Annotated in this window: 10 protein-coding genes; 4 read left to right on the forward strand and 6 right to left on the reverse strand. The window is 40.4% G+C overall.

All coding sequences use genetic code 11. The features are described from left to right. Positions 1 to 188: 188 nt before the first annotated feature. A complete protein-coding gene (locus B2W36_RS01540; protein WP_293886219.1) occupies positions 189 to 1,349 on the reverse strand; it encodes an aldose epimerase family protein in 1,161 nt (386 codons plus the stop codon). A gap of 174 nt (positions 1,350 to 1,523) precedes the next feature. Between B2W36_RS01540 and B2W36_RS01545 the strand changes: the two genes are divergently transcribed. Beyond that, positions 1,524 to 4,679: a sensor histidine kinase gene (locus B2W36_RS01545; RefSeq protein ID WP_293885032.1), complete on the forward strand. Its 3,156-nt coding sequence runs from the start codon at positions 1,524 to 1,526 to the stop codon at positions 4,677 to 4,679. Positions 4,680 to 4,681: 2 nt separating this feature from the next. Beyond that, positions 4,682 to 5,449, forward strand: a complete 768-nt coding sequence (locus B2W36_RS01550) for a response regulator transcription factor (protein ID WP_209574840.1) — start codon at positions 4,682 to 4,684, stop codon at positions 5,447 to 5,449. Between the two features lie 232 nt (positions 5,450 to 5,681). On the opposite strand, the gene B2W36_RS01555 is transcribed toward B2W36_RS01550, so the two are convergent. The 5 genes from B2W36_RS01555 to B2W36_RS01575 all read right to left on the reverse strand — a co-directional run bounded on the left by B2W36_RS01555 (position 5,682) and on the right by B2W36_RS01575 (position 15,928). Beyond that, positions 5,682 to 7,859 carry a hypothetical protein gene (locus tag B2W36_RS01555; protein ID WP_293886220.1) on the reverse strand — a complete coding sequence of 726 codons (2,178 nt, stop codon included), beginning with the start codon at positions 7,857 to 7,859 and terminating at the stop codon, positions 5,682 to 5,684. 167 nt (positions 7,860 to 8,026) lie between these two features. Next, positions 8,027 to 8,839: a DUF3823 domain-containing protein gene (locus tag B2W36_RS01560; protein ID WP_293886221.1), complete on the reverse strand. Its 813-nt coding sequence runs from the start codon at positions 8,837 to 8,839 to the stop codon at positions 8,027 to 8,029. A 157-nt stretch (positions 8,840 to 8,996) separates the two neighbouring features. Beyond that, positions 8,997 to 11,057: a RagB/SusD family nutrient uptake outer membrane protein gene (locus B2W36_RS01565; protein ID WP_293886222.1), complete on the reverse strand. Its 2,061-nt coding sequence runs from the start codon at positions 11,055 to 11,057 to the stop codon at positions 8,997 to 8,999. A gap of 105 nt (positions 11,058 to 11,162) precedes the next feature. After that, complete coding sequence (locus tag B2W36_RS01570; RefSeq protein ID WP_293886223.1) at positions 11,163 to 14,345, reverse strand: SusC/RagA family TonB-linked outer membrane protein; 3,183 nt, start codon at positions 14,343 to 14,345, stop codon at positions 11,163 to 11,165. 125 nt (positions 14,346 to 14,470) lie between these two features. Beyond that, a complete protein-coding gene (locus B2W36_RS01575) occupies positions 14,471 to 15,928 on the reverse strand; it encodes a glycoside hydrolase family 76 protein (protein ID WP_293886224.1) in 1,458 nt (485 codons plus the stop codon). Between the two features lie 173 nt (positions 15,929 to 16,101). Here B2W36_RS01575 and B2W36_RS01580 point away from each other — a divergent pair, with 173 nt between their 5' ends. Together B2W36_RS01580 and B2W36_RS01585 are read left to right on the forward strand one after the other, a co-directional pair. Continuing rightward, the gene (locus B2W36_RS01580; protein ID WP_293886225.1) at positions 16,102 to 16,275 is read left to right on the forward strand and encodes a hypothetical protein; all 174 of its coding nucleotides are present in this window, start codon (positions 16,102 to 16,104) and stop codon (positions 16,273 to 16,275) included. 15 nt (positions 16,276 to 16,290) lie between these two features. Beyond that, a complete protein-coding gene (locus B2W36_RS01585) occupies positions 16,291 to 18,801 on the forward strand; it encodes a kelch repeat-containing protein (RefSeq protein WP_293886226.1) in 2,511 nt (836 codons plus the stop codon). Positions 18,802 to 18,808: the final 7 nt, after the last annotated feature.

The raw sequence follows: 18,808 nt of genomic DNA on the forward strand, positions 1-18,808 counted from the left end.
TAGTTTATAACAGATTATCCAAAAATAAGGTTTAATGAATGAGTTGGATGATTGATTTTTCTCAAAAAACTGCCTATTTGTATCAAATCAATAAAACGGAACTGCAAAATGCATTTAAGCCTATTAAATGAAGAAAGCGCACCACTTCACAGCGGTGCACTTTCAAACCAATCACTATTAAATATGTATTATTTTACCGAAAAACGATACAGGGATTTCGTCTGATAAACTTCTCCAGGGTTAAGGACTGTAGTTGGAAAAGCAGGTTGATTCGGAGCATCCGGGAAATGCTGCGGTTCTAGACAAAAAGCGGTGCGAAATGAATCTTTTTTTCCATTCTTCAATTGTACCTGCTCATTCATAAAATTGCCACTGTAAAACTGTATACCCGGTTCAGCCGTCAATATATCCATGACGACACCTGATTTATCACCGACCACATGCGCCGCTTTATACCAGTCTCCTTCCTTTTCTCTACTCAATATAAAATTATGATCATATCCCTTTCCAAAGCTAAGTTGCTGGTCATTTGCGTTGATATCTTCTCCAATCGACTTTAAATTCGTGAAATCAAAAGGCGTTCCTTTCACCGAAGTCAACTGTCCAGAAGGTATCAAGGTGCTGTCAACAGGTGTATATTGGTTGGCAAACAACTGAAGTTGATGATCCAGAATTGTACCGCTTCCCTCACCATTTAAATTAAAGTAAGCATGATTTGTTAAGTTGATCACCGTCTTTTTATCGGAGGTAGCCCGGTAACCAATCATCAATTCGTTATCGTCGTTAAGCGTATACGTCACTTCCATTTGAATATTGCCCGGAAAGCCCTCATTTCCGTCCGGTAAGGTATAGGCAAAAGTAAGCGATGATGGATCGGAAGATTTTAATGACCAATGGGCAAAATGCACCCCTTTGAAACCGCCATGTAAGGTATTGGGGCCATTATTTACCACCAACGTATAGGTTTCGTCACCCAGTTTAAATTTCCCTCCGGCGATACGATTGCCAAAAGGTCCAACAATGGTACCGAAAAATGGCTCTTTTGGATTATTATAATCAGAAGCTTTAGAAAATCCTAAAACTACATCGCATAACTCCCCTTTATTATCTGGAACCCACAAACCGACTAATCGTGCGCCAAAGTTGGTGAAGTAAGCCTGCACGCCATTTTTATTGCTCAATTTATAGAGGTAAGCCTGTTTTTGATCAATGGTTGAGCGGAACTGCACAGTATCCATCAGGGCCGCTAAAGAATCTGCTTTAGGAGTTTTGGAACCAGTCGATTGCTGACAAGACACACAAAAAGCGAGCATTGCAGAAAGACCAAGCAAGGTCATTTTTCCTTTCATTCGTCGTATTTTAAAATGGTTTATAATCTTTGTTTAGATAGAACTTGTGTCCTTTTCTAGATTTTTTATAATTTTAGCGATTACTATACATAGGCTAAAGTCTTAAATTTTTGAGAAATTTTAAGATTAAATTGTTTCATTTTAGCACTATTTTGTATCAATAACCAAATGATCATGATCAACCTGAAGTCTCTACGCTTTCTATTCTTTCTGTTTCTTCCACGGTTGCTCTATGCACAGCCCTATTATTTTAATCATTATCAAATTAATGAAGGCTTGTCAAACAATGCAGTTATCTGTAGTATGCAGGACAGTCATGGCTTTCTTTGGTTTGGTACAAAGGATGGGTTAAATCGCTTCGACGGCAATAATTTCAAACATTTTGACGCCCCGAGCCTTGGGAAAAACACCCTAGGTGGCAACAACATCATTTCGCTGACAGAAGACTTTCGAAAAAGAATATGGATTGGTACAGATCAGGGAATCTACTGCTACGATCCCGTGGATGAACAATTTAGACTTTTGAGCAAACAATTTGAAAATGCAGATGTCCCTGTTATCATTACCGATCAACGCAAAAAGATTTGGTTTATATCCAATGGAATGCTCTATTACCATGATTTGATGAGTCATGAAATTCGACAATTGACTAAATCAGACCTGTACATCACCTCCATCAGCTGCACGAAAAACGGAACGGTGTTTTTTGGCACTCCTGAAGGGAAGATTTTCCAAATAGATGCTGCGGGCACCCCTGTGCTGATGCTCGACTTTCAAGCAAAATATGGTGCTAAAGATTGGTTTAGTATTGAGAAAATAAAAGAAAATCGCGAAGGAGATCTATTGATCGGCACTTCCAAAACGGGGGTCTATAGCTACCGATTCAAAGACAAATCGCTTAAACCCATACTGGGCCCCCAACAATTGAAGCAATTTCTCTATGTAAGAGATATTTTACAGCCAAACGATCATGAATATTGGTTTGCAACAGAATCTGGTCTCTTTATATATCAAATAGCTAGTCAACAATTCATCAATATTCAAAAAGAGCAAGAAAACCCTTGGGGCATATCCGACAATGCTATTTATAACGTCTTACAGGATAAAGACGAAGGTATCTGGTTGGGGACGTATTTTGGTGGAATCAACTATTATCATAAAAACAACAGTATAATCGAAAAATTCCTGCCACAGGACCGCCCAGGGAGCTTAAAAGGGTCTGCCGTACGCATTATAAAAAAGGATATCGACCATAATATTTGGATAGGCACCGAAAACGGTGGATTATCAAAACTCGACCCCATATCGGGTAGAATTCAAAACTTCTCGGACAAACAAGGCAATCTGGCAAATAACAACATCCATGGAATTCTCCCTATTGGCGACAAATTGCTGATAGGCACTTTCGTCAATGGTCTCGACATTTTTTCGCCCAAGCTTCAAAAAGTTATCTATCACATCGACCGCAACAGTAATGTGGCATCATCCGATCTCCAAAGTAATTTTCTATTTTATCTCTACAAAACCCGGAAAGGGGATATTCTCGTAGCTTCAACGCGTGGATTATACCGCTTTGATTTTGATAAAAAATCGTTCCACCTCATCAATAATGTTCCAGAATATATGTTTTACACAAGCATTTTGGAAGATAAAAAGGGGAATATCTGGGTTGGCACGTGGCGAGATGGACTGTTTTGTTATCACCCGACGACGCGTTACTTCAAACATTACACACATCGGCAGAACGACCCTAGCTCCTTGCCAAATAATAGGATCAATAGCTTATTTGAGGACTCTCAACAGCAGATTTGGATAGCCACAGAAGGTGGAATGGCAAAGAAAAAAATAAATCAAGAGGGCTTTCAAAACATTGGTCTAGCCGAAGGAATGCCCAGTAATGTGACGCTAGCCTTCTTAGAAGATAAACAAGATAATCTTTGGGTGAGTACGTCTAAGGGCTTGGTACGCTACCACCTTCCCAATGGTAGAAAACGGATTTTCAACTTGGAGTCAGGCCTTCCGACTATTCAGTTCAATTACAATTCATCTTTTGATGATGAGAATGGAAACTTCTATTTCGGCACCATCAATGGACTTATTCGCTTCAACCCGGAAAAGCTAAACCAAATTAACTATAAGAATCAAATACCGATTTATATCACTAATTTTTACATCAACAACAGAGCGATCAATCAATATACCGATCCCAATATTCTATCCAAATCAATATTATTCACTAAGAATATAAAACTAAAACACGACGAATCATCTTTCAGCCTTGATTTTGCGGCTTTGCATTATCAAGCCCCCCACTCTATTCATTATAGTTATAAGATGGAAGGCCTTGACGACAAGTGGATAGACATTACAAGCAATCAACGTGCATATTTTACCAAGCTCTCTCCCGGAAAATATATTTTTACAGTAAAAGCAGAAGATCCCAATGGCAATACAATCCCTACTTTTGCTAGTCTTAAAATCACGATCCTTCCACCGATCTGGGCAAGTGTACCGGCCTTTATTTGCTATGCATTAATAGCCGCTGGACTGATTATATTTATAATTTATCATTTTAATGAAAAGATCAAACAACGCAATCGCCAACATCTCTTAACCGTACAGAACCTACGCGAACAAGAACTCTATCGTTCAAAAATCAATTTCTATACCGATGTTGCGCATGAAATACGCACGCCATTGACCTTGATCAAAGCCCCCCTAGAAAAACTTATGGATAAGGTAGATCACAATCCCGTCACCGACAAACTATTATTGACCATGCAAAACAACACGGAGAAACTAATTGCCCTTAGCAATCAATTGCTGGATTTTAGGAAAGTCGAAACGGAAGGGTTTAAATTGCACTTTGAATCAGAAAACATCAGCCTGATGGTTCAGGAAATCATCGGTAACTTTACAGTGACTTTACAGTCGCAAGGAAAACAGATTGTATCGAAAATTATACCCGATATTATCGGTCAAATCGATGCGGACGCATTTGACAAGATATGCTATAACCTATTGAATAATGCCCTTAAATATTCCTTATCCTTTATTGAGGTAAATTTGAATATGGATATACAGAAAAATATTTTTATATTGACCGTGAAAAACGACGGCGCTTTAATTCCTTCAGAAGAAAGGGAAAGAATTTTTGAACCATTCAATCGCTTAAAACAAAATAAGAATGTTCCTGGAAGTGGTCTGGGCTTGGCATTGACAAGATCCCTAACGTTGAAACACCAAGGTACCTTGTTATATACTACAAATGACCTTCAATTGAACGTATTCACTTTGACGTTACCTTTGAATCACAATACAAATCCATAATTATGAATGCCAAATCCAATTTATTACTAGTAGATGACCATACCGAACTGCTCGAATTCATCGCAGATGATCTCAATGAAGATTATCAGATAACGACAAGTTCTAATGGAAAGCAAGCGTTGGATTTACTCGCTTCTGAATATTTCGATCTGATTGTAAGCGATGTAATGATGCCGGAAATGGATGGTTTTGAGCTTTGTCAAAGAATCAAGGAAAATATCGCTTATGCACACATTCCAGTGATACTTTTGACTGCAAAAAATAGTATTGAATCAAAAATTCAAGGACTGGAATTTGGTGCTGATGCTTACATTGAAAAACCTTTTTCGCCTGCTTTTTTGAGGGCGCAAATAGCTAGCTTGTTAAAGAACCGGATAAAGGTTAAAGAGTTTTTTATCAAAAATCCAATGTCCCAAATACAGCAGATTGGCCAAAACCAAAGTGAACAGGAGTTCTTGCTGAAGATTGAAGAAATTATTATGCAGCACCTCGATGATCCACAGTTCAATGTGGACCGCATGGCCGACATTCTCTGTATGAGTAGACCTACACTGTACCGCAAAATCAATGTTGTATCGAGCCTCTCGCCCAATGAATTGATTAATTTGACCAGGCTCCGAAAAGCAGCAGAACTGCTTATTCAAAAACAGTATAAAGTGTACGAAATTTCAAATTTACTAGGTTACAGTTCCGCAACACATTTTTCGCGTAATTTTCAAAAACAGTTTGGACAAAGTCCAACTGAATTTCAGGAATCACAATCGAGGTGACCTATTACTTGAACCATAATCTCCATTCTAGACACATTAAACTTAGGTTAACAGGCAGCCTTTCAATACATATGTCCGAAATTAAATTCAAATTGCTCTTCAATTGGAATAAATAAAAGAACCAGATTTGCTAGGAATCTGGTTCTTTTTTTAGAATCGGATCTGCCGATTGAAGCATATTTTAGCTCAGGTTTTCCTGATACAGATTGGTATCTTTATCTTAACATCGAGGTTACCATTCAATATCTACCTGAACACCATCAGGACTATTTTCAAATCCCAGTAAATAGGTTTTTGTTCTCGTATCCCAATTTGCTTCTGAAAAGACATTGTGTTTACTTACCAAAATACGTTTTGGCTTATTAGGCAATAATATACGCGAAATGTTGGTCGTATTAATCGGGCTTTTTGCAGTAAATGAATACCGATAATTAGCCGTTATTTCGTTGTAGATACGACTTGCGGAGGCCAACACCTGTGGTTGTTGTTTGTTCTTTATGTGATCGATATTCACAAACAAACACTGCTCATTCGGCTGTATACTTTTAGACGTGATAATGGGCAAAGTCGGATCGTAAAGATCGATTAGATTTCCCTTAACCTGATAAGGAAGATTGCTCACACTCTCATCCAATACAGCTACCAGATCGTAATTGCCTCGCGTCAGTGTAAAATAATTTTTAAATTGCAGCTTTTCCCCTTTACCATTACTTTCATAAAGATTCTTGGTCACATCCAGCAGTTTCTGACTGTTATCAGGTTTAATCACAAATTCCTTAGGATCGGATCGTAATACGTACAAAGTGCCTTTCCCATACCTGTATTTTCCCTCTTTTGCCATTTCGTCCTTCAGTCCCATCTGCTCAAATAGATGATCGGATGGCCTTTGATACTTTCTACCATTCATATTCCACCATTCCTGCACCGTTTGAAAAGGATCAAGATCCGTTCCACAATACATCAAGACGCCACCATTTTTTACCCAATCTGCAAGGTACTGATGTGCTTCAGGGACTAATGGCTTCATATTGGAATAAGACATGAGCAGGACTTTCGTGTCCGCGAGGGCATTCTTTACCGCTAAATTCTCCAAATGAACTGTTTTTATAGGTACACCGCGCTTTAGGAAAGGAAGGGCGAGCCCATAAAAGTTGGCTAGTTGTGGATCATCATATCCGGCATGTGTCGGAAAACGCTGGAACATCAATGAATTTGCCAAAAGCACACTGATCCCTGTCGATCCAGAGACTTTGCCGGTTGATTTGGGCATACTGTTCAGGCTATTGATCATAACCTGCATCTGGGTCGAATAATGTCTTGGTATTTTTTCTTTTTGATCACTATTAGGGCTTGTTTTATACAGTCCCTCATAAATACGTTCGGGCCAGGGCATCACCTCATAATTGGCGATATTTGGATATAAAAGCTGTGCTGTGAATGTCGCCTGATAGTTTTTCTTATAATCGGCCCAATCCCGGGGCCAATCTTCGATCGGATCTGTCAAAAAAAACATCTTCCTTCCGGTAGGAGCCGTCATAGATTCCATTGCACCATATTCCAAAAATGCCGTTTCGAAAACGCGTTCTTTCGCTAATCCATTAAAATAATTCGGTTCACGTGAAGTTCCTGTCCATACCTGCGCGATATAACCATCCACACAGGGAAGAGAAGCCAAACTCGCTTCGGGACTGACGATCATCCACTGCGAATAATTGATCAAAGAGTGCGTCGGCACATAACATTTTACGTCCATTCCTTTGGTTTTACCGTAAGATTTAGCATAAGTAAAGACTTCATTCAGCGCATGGAGATATAAAGCATACTTTAACTTATTGGATAAGTAGGTGTTCTCTGGCGACTCATGCTGTGGTCGCCATTCAAAACCATAGTATTTTTTCCATTCTTTTTTAAACGATTCACTGTATCCGGCACGTGCCCAGAATTCCGGTTCCTCCATAAATATGGCGTCGATGCCAGCATCAATGACCCTTTTGACATGCATCTGCTTGATATATTTTAAATAATTTTCAGTAGGAACGATATAGGGTACCATATGACCATGCCAGATGGTATCGCCTTTGACATCGACCTGTCCCTCATCCAAGTGCATCTTCCCATCCCATTTCCCTGTAAAGTAATCTTGGTACTCGCCCCAGGCAATCCCAGTCATAAAATGAACAATATACCCCTTATCGCGCCAGGACTTGACACGTTCTTCAAAAGGGGGCTTTCGGGATTTGTCTGATGGATTCCCTCCTGTTCCATAGACCATCACCGCGTCCGCCCGATTATCGATTGTAGGGCGCCACTCGCTGGAGGTTTGAAATGTCGTCTTTACCGGATCTCTCTCTTGGGCGACCGTCGTCAACGCCGCCAACATTATTAACGAGAGTATATTCGTTTTTATCATAATTTATTGTCTACTTCTTTACGTACGGTTTACGCCTATATTCCCCCTACTATTCAACAGGTTTACCCCATTAGATCGAGCAAATGAGGAGTGAGCCAGTCCTATTGAAAATTCAAATTTTATCATGGTATTTTTAACAGACTGGCTCAACATGGCTACAGATTCCCTTAGGGAATATCGACCCTTTTGGCTTCGTTGTAATTCCATCTGCGCGTTCCCGTTCCACGGGGAGTGTCGTAATTAATTCGCGAGGCTGCCCGAATGAAAACAGTCCGCCCTTTTGGGATTTCTCCCACAGATTCGAGATCAATAACCTGCCCTAATTTTGCGTTAAAACTGTTGCCCCCATACTCGATTTTGCTAGACCAACGTTCGTCCCGCGCTCTATACCCTACCGTGGAGGAATAGCTGACAAAGAATTGTATATCTGTCACATTTAAAAAATCCCCATTATAATTTCCCAAAGGTTCAATTTTATCCCGAAAAAACTGTTCGGTTATGGCGCGGGTAACTTTTACCTTGGCTTTTACCTTTCCGTTTTCCACAACCGGATTTCCGACCCATTCGACTTTGAGAAAAGGATGCACCTCCATCTTGATTTCATGAGAGCCATTCAGCTCCATGTTTTTGCTGTCATCTGATAGCACCTTCCCATCGCCATCGGTACGCACCAATGGAATAAAAGGTCCATCAACAGTGATATTGTAATTACCTTTAAACAATTTCGTGTTCTGAAACGTTCCGTCAGGCATACAATAGAAATCAGGGTTGTGTTCCACATTATCGCCCCAACTGAGTTCTTTTAACCGAACGCGAATCCCCTCACTTCCCTGATCGGTCAATATGGGTTCGTCGGTCGATGCGTCGACCACAACACCTTTTAATGCCACCGAAGGCGCTTCATAATTATCTGCCTCAAAAAGGCTGCACGAACTTAGCATACATAGGATGCCTATCGCGCCGAAAACACTATTTTTCATCTCTTTTACGTTTAGTGATGGTTTGAATATTCCGAATTGATTTGCTTGCTATTTTCCGGAACGCTGCTCCACCAGTCATTCACTTTGTTATTAGAATTTCAGACCTTCCAAGTGACCTGTGCTTAGCGCCTCTACGCTCTCAGCACAGCATACTTGTTTATCGGTTAGGTTGCTGGTCAATCACGGGACTTTTAGCTACCTCTCCTCCGGGGATTTCAAAATAATAGTCTATAGGTGTATACCGGAATGTTTTGGTACTTACCCATTGAAATCGTGCATCAAAGAAGTATTTACCCGTTGAGGTGGAAAAAAAAGGATATAACCCCCTGAACCTAAAATTTTCATTGTTGCTATATAAATTTTTATCCTTCTGTGTTCCCCAAAAACCATCCCGGCCTTCAAAATGCAGCACTCGCCATCGACGCAAATCCCATTTTGCTTTATGTTCAAACGCAAGTTCCTTGCGACGCTCTCTCCGGACAATATCTCTTCCGGCATTATCTCCAGAGATCGCACCTGTTAGCAAATCTGCTCCCGCGCGCGAGCGAATCTCATTGACAGCACTGGTTGCCATCTGTAAAGGGTCGCTTCCATCAGTAGGATTCGCACCCAGCATTTTGAGTTCGACAGCTGCTTCAGCTGCATTTAATAAGACCTCAGCGTAACGCATTAAAATAAAGTGCTGATCAGATTTCCCTTCCCCTACTTCTTTTGCTGGATTTGTATTCAGCCATTTACGCACATAAAAACCGGTTAATGTCGCTTCACCATTATCAAAGAATGGTCCTTCGTTTCCGGCAGCATTCATTTTTTGTCCATTATAATCAACAGTTTGCTGACCACCACCATCTCTTGGACTCAGGTAAAGCGTCTTTGGTGAACCTGTGTAAGCACCCAGCTGTTGGTAACGTGTATCCGCGCTTGCATAAGAATAATCCGTGAACAGCGGCTTTATGGGTGCTGAACCGGTGTAAATGCCCGCCCGTATTTCCATTTTTCGATCCTTAAAAATATCATCGGGAAAGATAACATAAGCACGCAAGCGAGGTTCAGCATTTTTAAAGAAGTCCATCGGTTTGTCGTACAGTCTATACTCCCCGTCCTTGCTGCTTTGTCCGGTAGTCACTTTAACTGTGCCGTCGGCGTATTTGTCAAATCCATCAAACAGTTCCATAAAATCTACCGTTGGACAAGTACCCGCAGACAGTGGCGATCGAAAAGTGAAGGGCGAACTAAATGCATCAAAACTATGTGTCAATGTCGGATAAACATATTGTTTAACGTATATATTTTCCGGACTACTGAGGTCACTAAACATGTCCACCATATTTTGATACTGAGCTTCTTTATCGTTAGCTGCCCATTTCTTTTTATACAGCGAATACCCCCCAGCTGCTATTACCTGTCGAGCTGCGGCGTAAGCTTCTCCAAAGTACTTTTGTGATGCAGCTCTTGCTGTGGTGGCATCGAAACCGATCACCCGTACACCAGTTTTTCTTCCGAGACCAGTCAAGCGACCAGAAACAGTTTCATTATATTTGGCCACACTTCCAGCATAGAGCATGGCTTCGGACTTAAAAGACAGGGCTACAAACTTGTTGGAATAACCTGTTTTGGGACTCTTCGCCATGAGTAATTTAATGGCCTCATCGTAGTCTTTGAGGATTTGATTCCAGGTATCTTCCTCACTGGAACGAGGTATTTCCAGATTATTCAATGTATTCGGATATTGCAGTTCTTTCGTCACCAAAGGAATTCCCCCGAAGCGTCGTGCCATGGCGTAGAATACGGTTGCCCGAACATAGTATCCCTCACCTAAGTAATGATTATAAAGTTCTTCAGAAAATTTATCCTTGTAATTCGGTAGAGTTTCAATGAGATGATTGGCATCCCGAAGTAATTCGAACGCTCTTTCCCAATACGCTGTCCGCTCGCCAGTAAACGAAGTACTTATTCCATCCCTGGTCACAGCTTCGCCCGTTCCTTCAATTCCAATGGCAGCCAGCCAACCATTAAATTCTATCCCCCATTGTGCCATATACTTAAAATCTTCAAAAGGCATTAGGCTGTACATCCGAGCCATATAGATATCCATACCGGCTGGGGTATTCAATAGATCTTGATCTGTGACAATATTTTTTGGCGTGATATCCAGATCGGCACAACCTATAAATCCGATGGAGCCAGCTAATGATAATATAACGAGTAATTTTTTCATCTGTATAAATTTGCTTTTCAATTGTGATGAAGCTATCCGATTTATCCATTCCCCAATAAGATTAAATAAATCATGATGGCTCCATCGTAATGTATTTTTTGCTTGCTAAAAAGTAAGCGATAAGCCTAATGAATAGGTTTTATTCAATGGATACATCCGACCTAAATTATCGTCTGGGTGTTCGGGATCCACATATCGCACGCCTGTGATCGTAAATAAATTGTAAGCATTTGCATAAACACGTAATCGCATCGATGAGGAGGATGGTTTTAAATTCGAAAAGGTGTAGCCCAATTCAATGCTTTTAAGACGTAAATAAGCTGTACTCACCCGATTAAATTCAGAATTGGATTTTGGGTATCGTCCTGTGAAACCATAATAGCCCTGCACCCATTCTGTTACGGGATCATAAGGATCGGCCAATGGATTAACAGGGTGCCAGCGGTCAAGATATTGCTCAAGCGTTCCGCCTCCGTTTGTGCCCCATATTGCATAAAGAGGTTCTTTATATTCCATTGACCCCAAAGCTGAGCCTTGAAATAAAAGGTTAATATCGAAATTTTTATACGCAGTTTCGATATTCAAACTATAATTGACCCAAGGCGTTTGGTCAAAGGCAAATGGATGTTCATCCTGATCGTTAATTTCGCCATCCCCGTTCCAATCCAGGTATTTATAATCTCCAGGCAATACATCACGTTCCTTGTAAATTGGATAGCTCCAGATATCGGCCCAATTTTCAAACCGTCCTGCCGATTCATAGCCAAATTGTATTCCTTGATACCGGTCATTGAAGTTGTCATTACGCCAACGGTCGTACGAGTTTTTGTACGGACCATTTTGAACTGCTGTGAGATATTTATTTCTGGTCACCGTGGCAATCGCGCGAATATTATAGGAGAAATCGTTGATTTTATTACGATGTTTCAATTCCAATTCCATTCCCATATGACGATCACTATTGGCATTTTCCATCGGAGCTATGGCCCCGATTACCGTAGGAAATTCACTTGTACGCCGTTGAAATAGCCCTGATCGCGTTCGTTCAAAATAATCTAAGGTAAAACCAAATAAACCGTTCCAGCCTTCAAAATCTAAACCGACATTGAAGGTTTTCGCTTTATACCAAGTAATTAATTCATTGGCGATAGCCTTTCGGCTTACGCCCGTAATGTATTTATCACCGAACATATAGCCTGGCGCGTATTGATTGTTATATCCATTTTCAGCATTTCCGCTTGTAGCAGGATAAACATAACCAGGCACCCAACCAAAATCCCATGAATCTGACAAGTCGTCACCCAGCACACCGTAGCTACCGCGTAATTTGAGTTGATTGACAAAAGAGAGTGCGTCAATCGATTTGAAAAATGGTTCTTCAGAGATACGCCATCCTATAGAAGCGGAAGGGAAAAAACCCCATTGATGCCCTTTTGCAAAACGGGAAGATCCATCATAGCGAAACTGGAATTCGGCAATATAACGTCCAGCAAAATCATAGTTAACACGTCCAAATAGCGCAGACTTCGCTTCATTATAGTAGTCACCGATTCCGCCATACATGGAAGTCATTTGTCCGTCTTCTACACCAGCGAGCAATTGATCTGAACCAAAAGCAAGATTTTTCAATCCATAGAAGTTATCACCATCGTTTTTTTGTGATTCCCAGCCCGCAAGCACAGCTAGCTTATGTTGCTCCGCAAAAGTTCGATCATAATTCAAAATAAATTGTCCCAATACCTGTTGCTTATCGTAAAACTCCCGCTTCATTTGATTTGGACTGCTCAAGTTATAGAGTTTCTGATCATATTTACCTGTTGTTTTATTCAATGCATACTGATAATATTCCTTTCTGAACAGGGAATTGTTATCCGCACGGTAATCGTAACTAATTAACGCTTTTGCTGAAAATCCTTGAAGCAAAGGGGATAAATTACTCAAATCATAATTTAACGCAGCGGAAGATTGAAAAGTCTTCTTTTTGAATTTGCGATAGCCGGAAATAGCGGCATCCATCATCGCGACGGTATTTTGTTCTAAATCTAGTCCCTCATAATTTAACAAAGTATTGTCAGGATCTGCGTATGCAGGAAACAATACACCCTGACGCCAATAATTCCGAATGATATCAACAGCACTGTTGTAAGGATTATTTTGTTGATCGGCCATGCCGCTGATATTTAAGTCAAGTTTCAATCCCTTGGCCAATTCTGCCGAAATGTTGGACCGCAAGTTGTATTTATTATAATTAAGATCACCTGATTTAAAAAAGCCTTGCTGGTATGAATAACCGCCCCCAATATAATATTGAACTTTATTACTTCCACCCGAAAAACTAATATCGTGTTGAGTCTGCGGCGCATATTTTGAAAAGATCAGACCAGTCCAATCGGACGAACGTCGTGTCCCATTTCTAAAATCTTCAAAATCTTTTTCGGTATATATGGGACTGCCACCATTGATATTATTCATGGATTTCTCATTGTAGACCGTCATGGCACTGATCGCATCAGCCAATACAGGCAGTCCCGAAGGCCTTTGAAAAGTATAAGATCCATTATAATTGACGTTCGTCTTCCCTTCCTTTCCCTTTTTTGTCGTTACCAGTACAACACCATTTGCCGACCTCACTCCATAAATGGCAGCCGATGCATCCTTTAGTACCGAAACGTCTTCAATATCACTCGGGTTGAGACGTTGAAAGTCTTCACTTGTACGGGGTACCCCGTCAATTACGACTAAGGGAGCTCCCATGCCACGTATATCAAAATTTGCACTATAAGCTCCTGGCTCTGCACTCTTCTGCCAAACGCGTACACCAGCCACCCGACCAGTTAGCATATTCTGCGGATTTTCGTTTTTCGTCTGCCTCATTTCTGTCCCCTTGACAGATGCAATGGCACCGGTTAGTGATTGTTTACGCTGCGTACCATAACCGACTACAACAACTGTTTCCAACTGCATATCATCGCTTTGCAATACAACATTAATCGTGGATTTCCCATCAGTAACCTCTTCCTTAGCGCTGAAGCCAAGAGACTTAAATAATAGTTTTTTACCTTCAGGAACACTAATGGAATAGCTTCCGTCCGCGTTGGTCGTTGTCTCTATACGGCTATCTGCGTTCTGAACCGATATCGTCACTCCAGCAATCGGCTTATTGTTACTATCCAATACTTTTCCCCTGACATTCCGTTGTTGGGCCCATCCGATGGACGGAATACCCAGCGCCATCAGCACAAGCAGTGTGCTGAGTCGCCGCCTCGATTTCCCTATATCCTTTTTCATCTTAATAAATTGGTTTTAACTAGTGATTGTGCTATTTGAAGTATTTCATGAGCTTGTAGGCTCGGTTTTATTGGTATTTGTTTCTAAAGTAAATCTTGCTTCCGTTGATCTTCTACCTCATCCGGTTATTTCCCGTCATGATCCTGAGCCAGCATTGCGTACTGTGCCGCATAGGCAAACATGAACATTCCCTCTAGGTTATTTTTACCTTTGTCTGCATGCCATCCCCCGAGAAGATCTTGTGGTAATAAGCCTGAACGTAAAAAGTGTGTATATCCATAGTCCAAATTCTGTTGAAAGGATTCCTTATAACTTCCAGCTTTTTTGAAAATTGGAGAAATCTGAAGAAACCCTCGAAGCAATACACCATTAAACCAGTTGTTAAATCCATCCGAAGCATAAGTATAGTGCGCAGGAACCTGCGAACCTAGTTTAGCAAAATATTGGAAACTGGCATCGGCCAACTGCTCGCCGTCTTCCAAATAGATTTTTGATTGGGTCGCCCGATACAGATCAGCAGCTCCAGAAATCATCGTGCCGCTGTTATAGGAAAAAGAGGTGCCAACGGCTTTCCTCAGTTGGGTGTTTTTTCGGTACTTTATGCCATCCACTATTTCGTAGGCAATACTGCAATCTGGATAACAATCGCCCAGCATATCATCATATACACCTTTATCGTTCAATAGATGATCCTTTTGCCAAGCGTAAATCCTTTTAGCAAAATCCAAATAAAACTCGCTCTTCCGAATCGTTTTGGAACGACGGGATTGTTGGTCTTTTATATCAATATACCGGTATGTTATGAGGTCCTTCTTGGATTTATAGATTTCGTGTAACCAAATCAGCGGGCTAACCATTGGTGCATTGCTACAGGCATGTTTCGTTACATAGCCCGGTCCCCAAGGTATTCCACCATTTTCATGCCCTCGATTATCACGTGTACAGTCCCATCCATCGAGGACATAAGCAGTCAGATACTCGGCTTCCTTTAGATATGTATCTTTACCAGTCAGACGGTAACCCTCTATCAACTCCCGTATAATCCACATCTGATCGTCATAAACATTGAGAACGCCGGTTACATTGGCTTTACCTTTTTCCCCAACACGATCTACAGCGTAAACTGTCCAGTCCTGTGTCTGCGTAAAGGAAATAAGGTTGAAGGAACCTAAATAATAGGCTGCATTACCATGGAGCTGGGCCAACAGGTTAACATAGCGCTTATAGTATTGATCAAATAAACGATGGTTCCCATTTTCTTTCTGCGACTTGAGACCACCTAAGATGGCATTGACAGCCTCTATCGAGGCGGAATACATCCATACACTTGCTTTTTCTTGGGAACGCACCTTTGTATCCGGGTTATAAAAACGATACATAGCTTGTCCATCAGCCGAGAAATAAACTTCCATTGATCGTTCAAAAAGTTCCATCGCACGGAGTAAGTTTTGCTCTTGAATATTGTGACTGTTTTTGATATCGGCAACGGAAAAAGATGTTTGTGCCTCGGCATATCCATACGGAACAATCATCATGGATACAGAAGCAACAATAACAAATTGCAGCTTTTTAAAGACTTTCATAAGTAAGATTTTCGATTTATAATTAGTTCGAGTTTCTACCGGAAATACCTGTAGGAATTCGAACGCAAGGTAGTATTGACTGATTATTTTTTGGGTTAAATTTGGGTTAAAACGCAAAAATAAAACGATAACCCTTGCCGCTATTTGTTTTTATATAATCATTAATGATACAAATGCCACTTGGTGATTGTAACATAGGTTTTATTTTATTGGCCGCATTTTTTTGCATACTTTTAACGCTGTTAGATATTGATAAGGGATATCCTAACCGTTACGATTTCATTAAAAGCCGACAAGGGGCAACAGGTAACATGAAGCAGCTCATTGTCGACGACGAATTGGTTTAAGTTTTTGATTGTGCTATGCCACGCTGTACACTATATATTGTTTTTTTGCTTTTAATTCCGATACTTTCCCTATCTCAGGGGCTCAAGTTTAGCGCCGGCCATGAACCTATAGATAAACGAACCTCCTATGAATTATTTAATAAAAAGGATATTTCATTTGAGAAGCAGTTTACCTTAGCATTTGAATTATCCATTTATTCATCCAACTCATTAGGTAATATCTTCCGTGTCAAGAATAAAGACAACAATACGATTTATAATCTGTTTTATGATGAAGAGGGAGAAAATTGTATCTTCCGACTGAATGAAGAAGGTAAGACTAGTCTGATCATCGCGAAAATAAATCAACAGCGCCTGTTTAAGGAGGAATGGATAAACATTCAGTTGACCTTTGATCTTGAAGAGCAAGCATTTAAGCTCAAGATCCAGGATCAGACGTATGAATCACCAAGGGTCAAGCTACCACAAGTATACACTCCCCGGATTATTTTTGGAAAAAGTGATTATCTAATTGATGTACCTATGATGTCCATCAAAAATGTACGTATTGGAAATGCAACGCATCAGTACTTCTTTCCACTAAAGGAAAATGCGGGAGGTATTGTCCACGATGAAGACGGCAATGCTTACGGGAGCGTTTCCAATCCAACATGGCTGATTCTAGATTCTTACAAATGGAAAAATATTTTTTCAAACAGTTCACCGTCGCAAGCTGGCTCATGTTACAATCAGCGAACAAAAGAGATTTACTATTTTAATCAGGATTCCATAACCATATACAATATAAAAACCAATCAGACAAATAAGTTGGCATTTCAAAACCCCTGTCCTGTTAAACTGGTTTTAGGAAATAATTTCATCGACTCCGCGACAAATAAACTCTATGTTTATGAACTTTTTTATACGCAATCTTATTTCGGTCCTACAGTCGCGAGTCTCGATCTTGAAAGTTACAAATGGACAGTTGAGAGCTCCGACCTGATCAAGAAGGAGCTAAATCATCATGGCTCTTTTTATGACGAAAGAAATCGGCGATTCTATATTTTCGGGGGCTATGGCAATATGACATACAGTGATGAATTTAGACGTTACGATGTCGACTCCAACAAATGGCAAACCGTACAGGGATGGTCAGGTGATAAGATCTTCCCACGTTATTTTCTTACTGCTGGAAAAGGTACCGAAGATCATACCGCCTATATATTTGGAGGTATGGGCAATGAATCCGGAGAACATATTGTTGGGCGAAAATATCTGTATGATTTTTATCAAATTAATTTGAACAGTAAGAAAATCATTAAAAAATGGGACATCATGTGGAAAGATAAGCATATCGTACCGGCCCGAGGTTTGGTCTTCCCTGATGAAGCGCACTTTTATGCTTTATGCTATCCAGAGTATCTAACAAAATCACATATTCAACTTTATCGCTTTTCGATTCAAGATGGAAGTTTTGCCATAGTAGGCGACTCCATCCCGATCTACTCAGATAAAATAAGTACACATGCCCAACTTTATATGGATAAGCAGTTAGGCCGACTCCTAGTATTGGTTCAGGAATCAAAGGATGATATCCAATCGACATTAAAGGTTTATTCATTAAACATGACTCCTATAACCTTGACAGAGCTAAACAGCTTTCCCAGATATGGTTCACAGCGCAAGGTATTCCTATGCTTGATGGTATTGGGAATATTTGGATTGAGTACTTACTTTATTTGGAGGCAAAAAAGAGGAAAAAGACAATTAACTAATCTACTAGAAGAGACGGCCGTTATCACTAATCCAATAGTAGTAACTGCTCAATTGCCACAAAAAAACGATTCTGTCCGTCCGAATGCAATTTTTCTATTCGGTGAGTTCCGTGCGTTTGACCGAAACAAACGGGATGTCTCCTATTTATTTAGCACAAAACTTAAGCAGGCATTTTGCCTCATCCTATCCCACCGATGGGGTATCAGTTCTCCATATTTCAGCCAGATGATGTGGCCTGACAAATCAGAAGATAAGGTCAAGAACTCACGAGGAGTTACGATCAACCATTTAAGAAAAGTACTGAGCGAATTTACAGGAATAGAACTTGTACATAAGAAGGGCCGATTTATTATTGAAACAACAGAAGAATTCTATTGTGATTATGTAGCATGTACCCAGTTAATGGATGATCCTTCGTACATCAATGAAAGCAGATTAACTCAAATCATTCAGCGGGGAAAGTTCTTGCAGGGATTGGATCACCCTGTATTTGATACCTTAAAAACTGAAGTTGAACAAAATTTGCTCCCTATTTTGCTGTCGAAACTTCAGCAAGCGGACCTCGCACATCAACATAAAAAAAGCATTGCGTTAGCCCATGCCATACTGTTATTGGATCCTTTGAATGAACAGGCTATATTCTCTCAAGTAAAAGCGATGTTTGCCTTACATCAGCAAGAGGATGCCCGTATAAAATTTCAACAATTCTGCCACAATTATAAACAGCTGATGAACGAAGATTTCCCATACCAACTGGATAAAATTATATAGCCCCCAG

This window comes from Sphingobacterium sp. UBA3549, assembly GCF_002376635.1.
GTDB lineage: Bacteria > Bacteroidota > Bacteroidia > Sphingobacteriales > Sphingobacteriaceae > Sphingobacterium.